11 protein-coding genes are annotated in these 14,483 nt (G+C 62.4%); 2 read left to right on the top strand and 9 right to left on the bottom strand.

The features are described from left to right. From ABSG20_RS14880 to ABSG20_RS14850, 7 genes are all read right to left on the bottom strand, one after another. Nucleotides 1–1,329, bottom strand: a 1,329-nt coding sequence (locus ABSG20_RS14880; protein ID WP_423865264.1) for an oleate hydratase, incomplete at its 3' end; no start/stop codon positions are given. 353 nt (nucleotides 1,330–1,682) lie between these two features. Further along, nucleotides 1,683–2,492 (bottom strand): Cof-type HAD-IIB family hydrolase, encoded by an 810-nt coding sequence (locus ABSG20_RS14875; protein WP_423865263.1) that lies wholly within the window; start codon nucleotides 2,490–2,492, stop codon nucleotides 1,683–1,685. Further along, nucleotides 2,489–3,049, bottom strand: a complete 561-nt coding sequence (locus ABSG20_RS14870) for a gluconokinase (RefSeq protein WP_423865262.1) — start codon at nucleotides 3,047–3,049, stop codon at nucleotides 2,489–2,491. The genes ABSG20_RS14875 and ABSG20_RS14870 overlap by 4 nt, the downstream gene beginning before the upstream one ends. Continuing rightward, nucleotides 3,039–3,791, bottom strand: coding sequence for a 6-phosphogluconolactonase (pgl, locus tag ABSG20_RS14865; protein ID WP_423865261.1), 753 nt, complete (start codon nucleotides 3,789–3,791; stop codon nucleotides 3,039–3,041). Before pgl ends, ABSG20_RS14870 begins: the two co-directional genes overlap by 11 nt. A gap of 5 nt (nucleotides 3,792–3,796) precedes the next feature. Next, on the bottom strand, nucleotides 3,797–5,314 hold the full coding sequence (gene zwf, locus ABSG20_RS14860; RefSeq protein ID WP_423865260.1) for a glucose-6-phosphate dehydrogenase: 1,518 nt from the start codon (nucleotides 5,312–5,314) through the stop codon (nucleotides 3,797–3,799). A gap of 6 nt (nucleotides 5,315–5,320) precedes the next feature. After that, nucleotides 5,321–6,349, bottom strand: coding sequence for a phosphogluconate dehydrogenase (NAD(+)-dependent, decarboxylating) (gene gnd / locus ABSG20_RS14855; protein WP_423865259.1), 1,029 nt, complete (start codon nucleotides 6,347–6,349; stop codon nucleotides 5,321–5,323). 12 nt (nucleotides 6,350–6,361) lie between these two features. Next, on the bottom strand, nucleotides 6,362–9,208 hold the full coding sequence (locus ABSG20_RS14850; protein ID WP_423865258.1) for a bifunctional transaldolase/phosoglucose isomerase: 2,847 nt from the start codon (nucleotides 9,206–9,208) through the stop codon (nucleotides 6,362–6,364). Nucleotides 9,209–9,700: 492 nt separating this feature from the next. Between ABSG20_RS14850 and ABSG20_RS14845 the strand changes: the two genes are divergently transcribed. Continuing rightward, complete coding sequence (locus ABSG20_RS14845; protein WP_423865257.1) at nucleotides 9,701–10,936, top strand: TMEM143 family protein; 1,236 nt, start codon at nucleotides 9,701–9,703, stop codon at nucleotides 10,934–10,936. A 157-nt stretch (nucleotides 10,937–11,093) separates the two neighbouring features. Here ABSG20_RS14845 and ABSG20_RS14840 read toward each other — a convergent pair whose 3' ends face one another. Together ABSG20_RS14840 and ABSG20_RS14835 are read right to left on the bottom strand one after the other, a co-directional pair. Then, nucleotides 11,094–11,990 (bottom strand): TauD/TfdA dioxygenase family protein, encoded by an 897-nt coding sequence (locus ABSG20_RS14840; RefSeq protein WP_423865256.1) that lies wholly within the window; start codon nucleotides 11,988–11,990, stop codon nucleotides 11,094–11,096. 19 nt (nucleotides 11,991–12,009) lie between these two features. Then, on the bottom strand, nucleotides 12,010–12,972 hold the full coding sequence (locus ABSG20_RS14835; RefSeq protein ID WP_423865255.1) for an AraC-like ligand-binding domain-containing protein: 963 nt from the start codon (nucleotides 12,970–12,972) through the stop codon (nucleotides 12,010–12,012). A 301-nt stretch (nucleotides 12,973–13,273) separates the two neighbouring features. Here ABSG20_RS14835 and ABSG20_RS14830 point away from each other — a divergent pair, with 301 nt between their 5' ends. Then, entirely contained in the window at nucleotides 13,274–14,287 is a 1,014-nt protein-coding gene (locus ABSG20_RS14830; RefSeq protein ID WP_423865254.1) for a carbon-nitrogen hydrolase family protein, read from the top strand. Nucleotides 14,288–14,483: the final 196 nt, after the last annotated feature.

The following is a 14,483-nucleotide window of genomic DNA, read 5'->3' as shown; positions in this document are numbered from 1 at the left end:
GATGTAGGGCATCCGGCAGGGAATGCAGATCGCGCCGGCAAATATCTGGCGATCGAGATTGAGGTGGCCGCAAAGCTCGTGGAGAATCTCGGCGCCATTGCAGTCCGACATCGGCTTCGCCACGAAGTCCCCGACCCGGTCGGGATGCAGCGCATAGCCCCAGAACACCCAGGCATCTGCAGGCTGGTTGGCGAAATGCGGTTGATGGGCCAGAACAACCGACATCAACCAGCTGGAATCCTTGAAGGTGACGAGGCCGCCGGTTCCCGCCTTGTTGCCGGAAAATGCCTCCATCCTGTCGAAGAAAACCGTATCCCTGAGCGTCACCGTGAAGGATTCCCAATAGGACTCGGGGATGCTGGAATTGAAGGCCAAAGGCTTGCCAAAATCGGTGCGGCCTTGCGCCAGTTTCTCCCATAGCGACCAGCCGCCGCTTTCTTGCTTGGTCAGATGGGCGGGCGCTTGCGTCATCGACCCGAAACTCGACGCGTCGGTCATCGAGGCGTTCTGGAAGAACACCAGGTCATCGGCACCAACCGCAACAGTCTCAGTCTCGGTCCTTCCGGCGCGCCTGAGGCGGATCGCCCGGACGACAACCTTGCCGTCGCCGGACTCAAGGTCGAGATCGGTAACGGTACAGCCGCTCTGGAACTGGACTCCTTTTGCCTGCAGCCAGGCCTGAAGCGGACGAACCAGCGAGTCATATTGATTGAAGATTGTCCGCTTCACCCCTGCGAGGGTTTCGATGCGGCTGAACTCCTTGATGAACCTGTGCAGGTAGCGCTTGAACTCGATCGCGCTGTGCCAGGGCTGGAAGGCAAAGGTCGTCGCCCACATGTACCAGAACCTGGTCGTAAAGAATTCCGGAGAAAACCGGTCGGAGATGCAGTCCGTCCCCAGTTTCTGTTCGCTCGCCAGCATGATTTCAACAAGCTCCACCCGATCCTTCGTCGAAAAGCCCATCGAGCTCACATCGAGGACGGCGCGGTTGCGGTCCACCAGGCGCGCCCGCGAATGGGCCTTGATCTCTTGGTTGAACTCGATGGTCTCGTCGAACACGGTCTTGCCGGGATTGACCAGGGACGGGATGGTTTTGAAGAGGCCCCAGGTGCATTCATAGTTGTCCGTCGTCAGCATGCGCCCGCCTCGCAGCCGGTATCCGGCCTCGGGGTCGCCGGCGGCATCAAGGCTTCCGCCCAGCACATTCATGGCTTCGTAGATCGTGATATGGCCGCCCGGCACGCCGCCGTCCCGAATCATGAAAGCAGCCGCCGCCAGCGAGCCGATACCACCGCCAACGAGATGGGCCTTGATGCTTCTGATGTTCACGGCACTGTCCTTTCAAGCTGCATCATGTCTGGGAACGGCGTGGCGAACCAAACGCCGATGCGAACGGGCGTGATGTTGCGGTCACATGAGCGGCAAACCCGTTTATCTCCTTGTTTGCGAACCATCACAGCCGCCCATAATCGTTGACATGGATCAACGAGGATCGACATTCCGGAGCGCCGGCGATGCAGCGGTCGCAACGAGGAGGGCCGTGAAACAAATTAGCAAACGCAACTGCCGCGGCGCCTTAGCGGCAGGTCACGAAGCATGTATCCTGGCTCGCGCTTCGCTTGGCCGGGACGTTGCAGCGAGAGAGTTGCATAAAAAAGGCAATTTCGCGGCCACGTCAATTTTCACGCCGCATTGTTCTTCATGATCATCTCGATCGCACCGGCAAAACCTTCGTTCTCATTCGACGTCGTGACATGCGTTGCGACTTTCTTGACGTCGTCGGTGGCGTTGCCCATCGCAATCGACAGGCCGCTCTTCTTGAACATTGCCAGATCGTTCTGCATGTCGCCGATGGAGGCGACCGCATCGGTCGAAATGCCGAGCCGCCTAGCCATTGCCTGAACGAAGGTACCCTTGTCGCAGCCGGGTGGAGTAATATCGAGATAATAGCTTTGCGACCGCGCCGCTGTCGCCTGCGCGCCCAGGATTTTCTGCATCTCGATTTCGCAGCGCTGCAGCAGCGCCGCATCGGCGCTGGAGCCGACGATCTTGCAGGCGGCCGACAGATAGGGCGAAAAATCCATCACGATGGTCGGATCGGCCCGGATCGTGCGCTGTTCATTCGGCACGTATTCGCCCTGGGCGTTGCGGGTCAGCCACTTATCGTTGGTGAACAGCCAGATATCGATGCCGAAATCAGTCAACAGGCCGATACTGCGCTCGACCGCGGACGCCGGGATCAAATGCTGTTCGATCGGGTTCATCTGCGGATCGACGATCGAACTGCCGTTGAAGGCCCCGACCGGCAGCGTGATCATAAGCGGCTCGATCAGGAAGCGCATGCCGATGGTCGGTCGGCTGGAAGTAATGGTGAAGCCAATGCCAGCCAGATGCAGCCGCCGCACCGCTGCCCTGGCGGCATCGGTCAGGGTCTTGTCTTTGGTCACGAGCGTGCCGTCCACATCGGAGACGACGAGAGCAATGGGTGTCATGAGGGGTTCCTGCCAGCGGCGTCGCTGCGTGTCGGACTTAGCCTGAGTTGATGCACGATGTCATCGACGATGGAGGCGACCGGGGCGTCGATCGACACGGTAATGGGATGTTCGCCGGCGTCTGGCGGCTCGAGCGTCTTGAACTGGCTCGCCAACAGTTCCGGCGGCATGAAATGATGCTTCCGCTGCGCGAGCCGGTTGGCGATCAAGTCATGGGTGCCGTCGAGAAAGATGATGCGGACATCGCTCCGTCCGTGCACGAGAATGTCGCGGTAAGCGCGCTTCAGCGCGGAGCAGGCGATGACGGCATGCCGGCCGGCCGCGCAGACCCGGTCGATCTCGTCGGCGATGGCTTGCAGCCAGGGCCGGCGATCTTCATCGGTCAAGGGCTGGCCAGCGCTCATCTTCGCGACATTGCCGGCGGGATGGAACTTGTCGCCGTCCTCGTAGCAAAAGCTCAAGCGTGTGGCCAGTTCATCCCCGATTGTGCTCTTGCCGGAGCCGGACACGCCCATCACGATCAGCGCGCAGGGCATCCTGGCGGGGTCACTGGCCATTGAAATCCTCCGGAAGCGCGGCTTGATCTGCCAGCCAGACGGTCTCGCCGATGGAGTGCGCGCGGTTTGCGGGGAGGTTCTCGCCGCCGAGCACGCGCGCCAAGATCGCGCGTTTTTCGGCGCCTGCGGCCTCGAACAGCATTTCCCGGCACGATGCAAGCGCCGGCAATGTCAATGTCACCCGTGGCACCAACGGTTCGACAGGCGCCATGTCAACGCCGACCACCCAGCGCTCGGTCTCCTCGATGGCCGGACGGCCGGGAAACAGCGAAGCGGTATGGCCGTCAGGCCCAACTCCCAACAACACGACATCGAATAAGGGCCGGAGGGCATCCAGCTCTTGCGACCCGTAGAACGCCTGCAACTCGCGTTCGTAACGGCCTGCGGCCGCATCGGGATCAGGACTGTCGGTGGTTATCGGGTGGATGTTGGCAGAAGGCGCGCAAGCGTCCAGAACGGTCCTTCGCGCCATGGACATGTTGTTGAGGGGATCACCGGCGGCGACAAAACGCTCGTCGCCGATGAACCAATGCACGCGGTGCCACGGAATCCGCTTACGCCACGCCGCGGTCGCGAGCAGGCCATAGAGTTGCTTTGGACTCGAGCCGCCGGCCAGGCAAATGGCGACGCGGCCGCCATTCGCCGCGATCCTGGCCACGATGCGATCCGCGGCGGCATTCGCCAGCGCAACGGAATCGGAAACCGCGATCACTTTGGCCCTGAACTGGTGATGCCTGGCCATCTGGTCTAACCGAGCTTGCGCCAGCCGCGACCGTCGCGCCTGAACAAGTCCTCTGCGCCATCAGGACCTTCGCTGCCGGCCTGGTATTTCTCAAGCCCCGCGGCGCCCGCCTTCTTCCAGGCGTCGAGGAACGGCTGCACCGCCCGCCACCCGGCTTCGACGCTGTCGGCGCGCTGAAACAGGATGTTGTCGCCGATCATGCAATCGTAGATCAGGGTCTCATAGCCAGTGGCGGGCTCGACCTTGAAGTAATCCTTGTAGCGGAATTTCATCTCGACGCCGTCGATCGCGATCGTCGGCCCCGGCACCTTGGTGTTGAACTGCAGCGTGATGCCCTCGGTCGGCTCGACGGAGATGACGAGATAATTCTGCGACAGCCGGTCCACCGCGGTGCAGCTGAACATCGCGAACGGCGCCTGCTTGAACTTGATCGCGACCTCCGTGCGCTTGATGCCGAGCGCCTTGCCGGTGCGCAGATAGAAGGGTACGCCGGCCCAGCGCCAGTTGTCGATGGTCAGTTTCAGCGCCGCATAGGTCTCGGTGGTGCTGCCGGGTCTGACGTCCTCGGTCTCGACGTAATCGGAAATCTCGGCGTCGCCGATCCTGCCGCGCGTGTATTGGCCGCGCACTGAATTCTTCAGCGCCTCGGCCTCGCTCTGGGTCTGGATCGCCGCCAGCACTTCGGCTTTTTCCGACCGCACCGTATGGGCGTCGAACCGCGCCGGCGGCTCCATCGCGACCAGCGACAGCAATTGAAACAGGTGGTTCGGCACCATGTCGCGCAGCGCGCCGGTCGCGTCGTAGAAACTGCCGCGGTGGCCGACGCCGAGTTTCTCGTCGACGGTGATCTGGATGTGGTCAATGTGATTGCGGTTCCAGATCGGCTCGAACATGCCATTGGCGAAGCGCAGCACCAGGATGTTCTGGACGGTTTCCTTGCCGAGGTAGTGATCGATCCGGTAGATCTGGTGTTCAGTGAGAATTTTCAGCAGTTCTTCGTTGAGTGCCTTGGCCGAGGCCAGATCAGTGCCGAACGGCTTTTCGACCACCAGCCGACGCCACGGCCCGCTTTCCTCTTCCTTCAACATTCCGGTGCGGCCGAGCTCGCGGCTGATCGGCGCGAAGGCCGTTGGCGGCGTCGCCAGATAGAACAGCCGGTTGCCGCCGGTCGCGCGGTTAGCTTCCAGCTTCTCGAGTCGTTCCCGCAAGGCATCGAACGAGGCCGGATCGCGCGGATCGGCCTCAACGCTGGTGACGCATTCGAGCAGGCGCTCGGCGACCGCATCGTCCACCGGGCGGGTGGCGTATTGGTGCAGGCCTTTCAGCAGGCTGTCGCGCAAGGCATCGTTCGACATGCCTTTGCGCGTGATGCCGACCACGCAGAACTTGTCGGGCAAAAGATTGGCCGCCGCGAGGTTATACAAAGAAGGGATCACCAGCCGGTGCGTCAGGTCGCCGGTGACGCCGAAGATCACGAACGAGCAGGACTCGGGTTTTTTCTGCGGGGGATGGGCGTCGGTCACGGAGGTTTAGGCCTTTGGTTTGACGATCTCGGGTGCGCTCTGTCGCGCAGGCGTGGGATGCTGTTGCGGTTCCTTGTGGCCGCCGAACCCCTCGCGCATCGCGGAAAGTATCTTTTCGGCGAAGGTATGTTGCTGGCGCGAGCGAAAGCGGGCAAACAATGCCGCGGTCAGGACCTCGGCGGGCACGGCCTCGTCGATTGCGGCATTGACGGTCCAGCGGCCTTCGCCGGAATCTTCCACAAATCCCGAGTAGCTTTCGAGGCCAGGGTTTTTGGCAAGTGCTGAGGCGGTGAGATCGAGCAGCCATGAGGGGATCACACTGCCGCGCCGCCAGACTTCGGCGATATCGGCGATGTCGAGATCGAACCGGTGCTCGGCGGGCAGGGCGTCGATATCAGCATTCTTCAAAATGTCAAAACCTTCGGCGTAGGCCTGCATCAGGCCATATTCGATGCCGTTGTGGACCATCTTGACGAAGTGGCCGGCGCCGACGGGGCCGGCGTGAATGTAGCCCTGCTCGATCCTCGGATCGCGACCTTCGCGCTCGGCGGTGCGTGGGATGTCGCCGATGCCCGGCGCCAGCGCGGCGAAGATCGGATCGAGGCGGTCGACCACGGCCTTGTCGCCGCCGATCATCATGCAGTAGCCGCGGTCGATGCCCCAGACGCCGCCCGACGTGCCGACGTCGACATAATGAATGCCCCGCTGCTTCAGCGCCTTGCCGCGGCGCACGTCATCCTGCCAGAAAGCGTTGCCGCCATCGATGATGACGTCACCACGTTCCATCAGTTTCGATAGCGCATCGATGGTCGCCTCGGTGATTTTGCCCGCCGGCAGCATCACCCATGCCGCTCGCGGCTTTTCCAGTTTGGCGACAAAATCTTCCAAGGCGCCGGCGCTGAGCGCGCCGCCGGCGGCAATGGCGGCGATTGCTGCCGGGTCCTTGTCGTAGACCACCGTGGTGTGGCCATGCTTCATCAGCCGCCGCACGATATTGCCGCCCATCCGCCCCAGGCCGATCATGCCGAGCTGCATTCTTGTGTACTCCTAGTTCAGCGCCTCCGCGAAAACAGCGTCGAGCATCTTCAGACCCGCCTTGAGGTCGCCCTTGAGATGTACGCGCAACGCACGGCGGCCGCGTTCGGTCAGCACGTCGAAATCGCCGCGGGCCTGCGCCGCCTTGATTACGCCGAAGCTGGCTTTTTGACCGGGCACCGGGAGATCGCTGGCATCGTCTGCCGTGATCTGCAGAAATACCCCGCTGTCGGGACCGCCCTTGTAGGCCTGTCCGGTGGAATGCAGGAAGCGCGGACCGAATTCGGCGCAGGTCGCGACATGGCGCTTCGCCCTTACTTCAAGCCGCATGCGCTGCAAGGCGTCGATATGCGCGGCGTCGCGTTCGATATAGGCGAGCAGCGCCACATAATCGCCCGTGCCGGAGCGGGCCAGATGGGCCTTCAGCCAGGAGCCGAGATCGCCGTCGGCGCCGGCCTTGCGCAAGGCTAAGGCATTGGCCTCATCAGTAAACAGGTCCGCCCGCGCCGAAGACATCACCGGCTTTTCCGCCGGCAGCGCGCCGGATTTCTCGAACGCCGCGGTCAATTCCCGGGTCTTGATCTTGGCGTCCTCGACGTCGGGCTGGTTGAACGGATTGATGCCGAGCACCGCGCCTGCGACCGCGGTGGCCATCTCGAAGCGGAAAAATTCCTGGCCGATATGGTCGATCGATTTCATGACAATGCGGATCACGGGGTGGCCGGCCTGTGCCAGCGCGGCCAGTTGCGCGTCATGCGCGGCGTCGTGCTCGGCTTCGGTCCTGATGTCGATGAAGAACCGATCCTTGCCGTAGAGCGCCGCCTCAGCCAGCGGTTCGCCGTCGATCGGGATCAGGCCCTTGCCGTCCTTGCCGGTGGATTCAGCGATCAGCTGTTCGGCCCAGGCGCCGAAATCGGCGACTTTCTTCGACGATAGGATAGTGACCTTGTCGCGGCCTTCGAGGCCGGCGAGCCCCATGGCAAGGCCCAATTGCACGCCGGGATTTTCATGCGGCGGCACATCCGGTCCGCAGGAACGCGCCATCGCCAAAGTGTGCCTCAACAGCGCGCGCAGATCGATGCCGGCTGTCGCGGCCGGCACCAGGCCGAACGGCGACAGCACCGAATAGCGTCCGCCGATGGTCGGGTCGCCGTGGAAGATGCGGGCAAAATCCTGTTTCTTGGCTAGCTGCTCCAGCGAGGAGCCGGGATCGGTCACCGCGATAAAGCGATGGCCGGCCTTGTCCGCGCCGACCGTTTCGGAGACCCGGGCGAAGAAATAGTCCTTCATCACGTTCGGCTCGGTGGTGCCGCCAGACTTGCTGGAGACGATGAACAAGGTATGTGCCAGGTCGACCGATGCCTCCATGGTGCGCACTTGCGCCGGATCGGTGGAATCCAAGACGTGCAGTTTCGGGAAGCCGGGCTTCCTGGCAAAGGTCTGCGCCAGCACTTCCGGCCCCAAACTCGATCCGCCCATCCCGAGCACGACGGCGTCGGAGAAGTCTTGTCCCTTCACTTTCTGCGCAAAGTCCTCGTAGTCGGCGATGTCGGCTTTGGCCGCGCTGTTCAGCCAGCCCAGCCATTTGTCCTCGTCGGTCCCGGTCCAGACCGATTTATCGTGTTGCCAGAGCCTTCGGATCCGGGCGGCCGCGCGCCATTCCTCGGTGGCCTTCTCGACCGCCGCGCCGATGTCGCCGCCAAGCGCCAGACTTTGCCGGTCGATGCTGCCGCCGAGCACGCTGGCGCGCTTGTGCGCGACCGCCCCATAAAGCTTATCGGCGGCGTCGGCGAATTGCCTGACGCCATCCTTGACCAGATCGGCGGTGATCGCATCAAGCGAAATGCCGGATTTTTCCAGCTCGGCGAGGATATGCCTTGCCTGCTCGATATTTTCCCCAAGACTGTCGCGCGGTTTGCCATGGTCGCGGAAGGCGTCCAGGGTCGCCGGCGGCATGGTATTGACGGTGTTGGAGCCGATCAGTTCCTCGACATAGAGCACGTCGCTATAGTCTTTATTTTTTGTGCCGGTCGAGGCCCACAGCAATCGCTGCGGTTTTGCCCCCTTTGCCTTGAGTTTCTCCCAGCGCTTGCCGGAGAACAGCTGCCTGTATTCCTGATAGGCGAGCTTGGCGTTGGCGATGGCGACCTTGCCCTTCAGCGCGGAAAGCCGTTCCTTCTCGCTGGGATCGTTGGCCCGCGCGATTTTCTCATCGAGCTGCTTGTCGACCGCGCTGTCGATCCGGCTGACGAAGAAACTGGCGACGCTGGCGACATGAGAGGGATCGCCGCCGCCGGCAACATATTTTTCAAGGCCCGCCAGATAGGCTTCCGCAACCTGCACATAGACCTTCTGCGAGAACAAAAGCGTGATGTTGATACTGATACCCTCGCCGATCAGATGCTGGATCGCGGGCAGGCCCTCCGCCGTCGCCGGCACCTTGACCATCAGATTTCCCCGCTTGACGTTCTTCCACAGCCGCTCGGCCTCGACGATGCTGGCTTTGGTATCGTGCGCCAGATAAGGCGACACCTCCAGACTGACGAAACCGTCCTCGCCCCTGAGCCGATCGTAAACCGGGCGCAGCACATCCGCCGCATGCTGGATGTCCTCGACCGCGAGCTGCTCGAACAGTTCGGCGACCGGACGGTCGGCCTGCTTCAGCGCCTTGCCGACGGCGCTGTCATATTCGTCCGAACTGTCGATAGCCTTCTCGAAGATCGACGGATTGGACGTCACGCCCTTGACGCCGTCGCTGTCGATCAGCCTTTGCAGGTCGCCATTGGCGACGAAGCCGCGGGCCAGGAAATCCAGCCAGACAGCCTGACCATGGTTTTCGAGTGCTTTGACGGGATTCATGATGCCCTGTCTTCTGTTCGAGCCGGTCCACTCTTAAGGTTCCGGCACCTTTTCCGGCGAGACGCCCAACCTTGTCAACAAATCCTTACGCGCGCCCGCTCAAGAGAATGTGCTCACCCCCAAGGCATAACGCCACTCACAACATTTCGATCCCCCGCAAATCGGCGGTCGGTCGGCGATCCGGGCGGGATTTTGCGACAGCCGGCTCTGGGACCAGGAAAGAGGCGACCCTTCAGCCTCGCATTGCAATGAAGTCGTGTTTTCGGGATAGAAGTTATGGCCGTCGCGTTCCTCACCCTTTATCACGTGTCCTGTGGTACCAGAATGTCCATGTGCGGAATACCCGAAGCGTGCCGTTCGTTCCAGATCGGGTCCGCAAGATGAAGCCTTAGCGATGGTTATCACAGTGCGGGCGATGGTTTCGTGAACGGGGTGGACGAAGCGGGCGCGCCAGTGCAGCGGGATCGTGTCATCCCGGTGCGGAAATCGGATATGATCGAGGGGCTCGTCGCCGAGGGCCGCCTTGCCGACGCCAAGCAGGCCGGGTTCAGGCAACTGGCCCGGGTGCTCGGGGCTATTTTTCACTACCAATATTTTGAAGAGCTTGACCGGCTGCGCGAGCTGTATTCTCACTTCGACCCGGAGGTCGATCCGCTGGTTTGCGGCCCGGCCAGGGATCCCGAAGCGGCTTATCGCAGCCTGAGCGAAGAGTTCGTCCGCATCCTGACCGACGCCAACTTCATCGAGATCACGCATGGCGAGATCACCCGCGCCTTTGCCGAGCGGGCTTTGGTGCGCGTCAAGATCAAGGCGCCGGTCGAGGACTTTCGCGACGTCCGCATGTTCCGCCGCGGCCATCACACCGAGACCATCGACGTTCCCTACTGGTTCGGTTTGCGCCGGCGTCCACTTCAGGTCGAGGTCTTTGACGACGTGGTGCTGATGGTCGCGACCTGGCCTGACGGCGTGGCGCCGCCCGATACCCGCAAGCCACGCGCGAGCAAAAGGCGCGGCCGGCGGAAAATCCGCGGTGGCGCGGTTCTGTTCAAGTATTTCCGCCACATCGCCCGCGCCGATCTCAAAGCGCTGTTTCCCAATGTGCGCGTCGTGATGAGCTGGACCGACCATGTCACGCTGGGCGTACCGGCCCTTGTCGGCGGCATCCCGATCCTGATCAAGCTCGCCTCGACGGTGACAGTGCTGTTTCTGGTCATAGCCTTCTATCTCGGTCTCACCGGCACGATCGGCGATCACGACGCGGAGCGGGCGCTGGCCGCGCTCAGCGGCCTGTTTGCGCTCGGCGCCTTCCTGTTGCGGCAATGGGGAAATTTCCACCGCCAGTCGCTGATCCATCAGAAGGAACTCACCGACAATATCTACTATCGCAATGTCAACAATAACTCCGGCATCTTCAATTACATCGTCGGCGAGGCGGAGGAGCAGGATTGGAAAGAAGCGCTGCTGGCCTATCACGGCCTGCTGACGGCGGCCGCGCCCCTGACGCGCGAGGCGCTCGCCGCGCGCATCACCGAAGTGCTGGCGCGCGTGTTCGGCGTCTCGACCGACTTCGAGATCGACGACGCCTTGGCGCGCCTGAAGCGTCTCGATCTGCTTACCGAGACCGACGGCCGCTATTCGGTGTCGCCGCTTGCCGACGCACTCGCGAGACTGGCCAGGGAGTGGGAGGCGCTCGTATGGCCTGGCGCAGCTACGGCGGAGCCGGCCTGAAGTGCATTGAGCCGCCTATTGCTCAAGTCGAATTCCGCCTTGATCAGGGGCGCGGCCGTCGAGATGTTGACCCGGTCCACATAGAGGATCAGGTACATCAGGCAGATGATCAGCAGGACCGCGTTGGAGACGCTGAGCCTAGCCATCACCCTTGCCATCAGACCGGTGCCGCGCTGCCCTTGATCTGCGTTCGGTGCATGATGCGGCGTGCCGAGGCGTCGAAGGGATCGCGCCGATGCATGGTGCAGCGGTTGTCCCATAGCACGAGATCGCCGACCCGCCAGACGTGCTCCCAGGCGAATTCCGGGCGCGCCACGAAATCCCAGAGTTCGTCGAGCAGCGCCTCGGATTGCCTGAGGTCGAGCCCCGCGAGATAGGCATTGCGCCGGCGGCCGAGATAGAGCATGGGCCGCCCGGTGTCGGGGTGGGTGCAGACCAAAGGATGCAGGGCGCCCGGCGAGGTCCGTGGATCGTCGGTTGCGGTGACGCCCTGGCGCAGATAACCGCCGCTGTTGTAGGTGCCGTCGTGCTTGATCTTCAGACCAGCAATCCGGTCTTTCAAGCCGTCGGGCAGGGCTTCGTAGACCGCATACATACTGCAAAACGAGGTGTTGCCGCCTGATGGCGGCACCTCGATCGCGTACAGCATGCTCGCCATCGGCGGCACGTCGAGATAGGACATGTCGGTGTGCCATACGGCCTCGCCGGCCCCCAAGCTGCCGATCGCTTGACCGTTCACGATCACGTTCGAAACGATGTAGATTTCCGGCAGCCCCTCGACGAAGCGCCGGCCGGTCTCCTGCACCGGCGCCCAGTCGAGGTCGCCGAAGCGGCGGCTGAACGCGATGAGGTCCTGGTCGCTGAGCGACTGGCCGCGCACCAGGACGACCTGATGGTCGTGCCAGGCGCGCTCGATGGCTTTGAACTGCGATACGTCGATAGCCCGAAGATCGAGCCCGCGCAGCTCGGCACCCAGCGCAGCTCCGGTCGAAATCACTTCGATCGGCGCAGCGCCGATGTCGCGAGCACCTGCAGTCTTGGCGCCTAAAACCATCGGGAATCCTCCAGAAGCGCTAACGCGAGGGGTTGCGTTTGGCGGTCACACCGCTGCGATAGTCACGGGGCGAAACGCCGAACCTTTCCTTGAAAGATCGGCTGAAGTGGGACTGATCGTTAAAGCCCCACGCAAAGGCGATTTCGGTCAGCTGCCTGTGGGCCAGCGCAGGATCGGTGAGATCGCGGCGACAGGCCTCAAGCCGGCGCGCAAGGAGGTACCTGCCGAATGATTCATTCTGTCCTTCCAGCAATAGATTGACGTATCGCGGCGATATGCGAAGCGCCGCTGCCGTGTCGGCGAGGCAAAGCCGTGGATCGTGCAGGCGGTCGCGAATATAGGCCTTGAGTCGATAGAGCATGGCCGAGCCATGGGCCGAAGGCCGGCGCATCTGTGCCGACTGACCGATCGCGATCGCGACCAATTCGAGGGCCTGACAGGACAGCCGCTCGGCAGCGGAAACCTCGATCGCTTCGATCACCTGCGCCAGGCCGGTGACGAAATCAGACACGATCCGATGCAGCGGTTGGTCGGAGGAGAATGTCACCGCGGTCAGATCATCGACCGGTCCGATCCGGTCCTGTGCAAGCTTGCGGGGGACTTGCAGGATGTTCTGCGAGAAATCCGCGTCGAAAGAGAGCTCGTAGGGGCGCGTCGTATCATAGAAGGCGAACTCGCCCGGCCTGATCAGCGTTTCGCGGCCATCCTGAATGACGCCGCCGACGCCGGTCGCGCCGAACGCGAACAGCACATAATCCTCCTTCGCCCGCGCGATCCGCGAGGGCGTTCGGAATACCCTTTGCCGGGATGCATCGACCCGCGTCAGCGACAACTCGCCGAGTTTTGATTGCGCCACGGAGCCGTGAAAGTCATCGAGATCGGATTTGCAATCGAGCTGGACGAAAACGTCGCAAACGATATCCTGCCACACCGCAAGGCGCCGACCCGCCGGCTCGGAAGCGGTATCGTATCGAACGGTCATGGAAGTAACTCCTTTCACGATCAGAACGATGCTATCGCCGCTTGGGCCTGCGCGGATGGGCCAGCCCCGGGCCGTCAGCCAAGCGCAACAAGCAGTGAACATAGGGCTCATGCGCTGCGGAAACAAGGCAGCTTCCGGAAGCGCCGATGGCGGGCGCGGCGCGCTGGCTTCCTCGTGGGTCAAATTTTTCTTCCATCTCGGGCAAGCGCGCGTGCGGCGCTGCGCTAGATTTGGGCGCCATAACCCGGGGGTGGAGCCAAATCGTCCCCCCACGGCTTCCAGTCCGCGAGGGAGTAATTCGATGGGCGTTCAACACCAGAAATACAAGGTAGCTGTCGTACAGGCCGCGCCGGTCTGGCTGGACCTCGATGCGACAATTGGGAAAACCATCGCCCTGATCAACGAGGCGGCAGAGAATGGGGCGAAGTTGATCGCCTTTCCCGAGGCCTTCGTCCCCGGATATCCCTGGTACATCTGGATGGGGGCGCCGGCCTGGGCGATCGGTCGTGGCTTTGTGCAACGCTATTTCGATAATTCCTTGTCCTACGAGAGCGCCCAGGCGGAAAAGCTGCGCGAGGCCGTCAAGGCCGCGGGCATCACCGCGGTTCTCGGACTGTCCGAGAGAAGCGGCGGAAGCCTTTATCTGGGCCAGTGGCTGATCGGACCCGATGGCGAAACCATCGCCAGGCGCCGCAAGCTTCGCCCGACTCACGCCGAACGAACGGTTTTCGGCGACGGCGACGGCAGTGATCTCGCGGTTCACGCGCGTCCTGACATTGGCCGGCTCGGCGCGCTCTGCTGCTGGGAGCATCTGCAGCCGCTGTCGAAATATGCCATGTATGCGCAGGACGAGCAGGTGCATGTCGCGGCATGGCCGAGCTTCTCGCTCTATGACCCATTCGCTCATGCGTTGGGTGCGGAAGTCAACAACGCCGCCAGCAAGATCTACGCGGTTGAGGGCTCCTGCTTCGTGCTGGCGCCGTGCGCGACGGTCTCGCAGGCGATGATCGATGAAATCTGCGACACCCCGGACAAGAATGCGCTGCTTCACACCGGCGGCGGATATGCTGTGATTTATGGACCCGACGGCTCCCCGCTGGCCGAGAAACTGCCTCCGGATCAGGAGGGCCTGCTTTACGCCGACATCGACCTTGGCATGATCGGGATTGCCAAGAATGCCGCCGATCCTGCCGGCCATTATTCACGGCCGGACGTTACGCGACTGCTGTTGAACAACAAGCCATCCAGGCGGGTAGAGTATTTCTCATTGCCGATCGACAGCGAGGCCGCCGGCGAGGTCGCGGCCACCAAGTAAAGACGGGCCGTTGCGCCCATCTCGTCGAGAGATGCTTCCGCAGCTACGCGATCCGCCGCTGAATGAGGGGGGCGTGGCCGCGGTGCAGATGCTCGACGTGCACTTCCCGACAACCGACGGACGCATGCTGATCCTCAGCCGCTATACTGAGCTCAATACCGACCAGAAGCTGCTGCTGAAGCAACTCAAGCTCGAT

This window comes from Bradyrhizobium sp., assembly GCF_049512235.1.
Classification (GTDB): domain Bacteria; phylum Pseudomonadota; class Alphaproteobacteria; order Rhizobiales; family Xanthobacteraceae; genus Bradyrhizobium.
This window is presented reverse-complemented; position numbering and strand designations above follow the sequence as displayed.

Excerpts from the sequence above, each read along its gene's own strand:
- ABSG20_RS14850 (WP_423865258.1), bottom strand. The coding sequence starts at position 9,208 with ATGAATCCCGTCAAAGCACTCGAAAACCATGGTCAGGCTGTCTGGCTG.
- pgl (WP_423865261.1), bottom strand. The coding sequence starts at position 3,791 with ATGGCCAGGCATCACCAGTTCAGGGCCAAAGTGATCGCGGTTTCCGAT.
- gnd (WP_423865259.1), bottom strand. The coding sequence starts at position 6,349 with ATGCAGCTCGGCATGATCGGCCTGGGGCGGATGGGCGGCAATATCGTG.
- ABSG20_RS14840 (WP_423865256.1), bottom strand. The coding sequence starts at position 11,990 with ATGGTTTTAGGCGCCAAGACTGCAGGTGCTCGCGACATCGGCGCTGCG.
- ABSG20_RS14845 (WP_423865257.1), top strand. The coding sequence starts at position 9,701 with ATGATCGAGGGGCTCGTCGCCGAGGGCCGCCTTGCCGACGCCAAGCAG.
- ABSG20_RS14870 (WP_423865262.1), bottom strand. The coding sequence starts at position 3,049 with ATGGCCAGTGACCCCGCCAGGATGCCCTGCGCGCTGATCGTGATGGGC.
- ABSG20_RS14875 (WP_423865263.1), bottom strand. The coding sequence starts at position 2,492 with ATGACACCCATTGCTCTCGTCGTCTCCGATGTGGACGGCACGCTCGTG.
- ABSG20_RS14835 (WP_423865255.1), bottom strand. The coding sequence starts at position 12,972 with ATGACCGTTCGATACGATACCGCTTCCGAGCCGGCGGGTCGGCGCCTT.
- ABSG20_RS14830 (WP_423865254.1), top strand. The coding sequence starts at position 13,274 with ATGGGCGTTCAACACCAGAAATACAAGGTAGCTGTCGTACAGGCCGCG.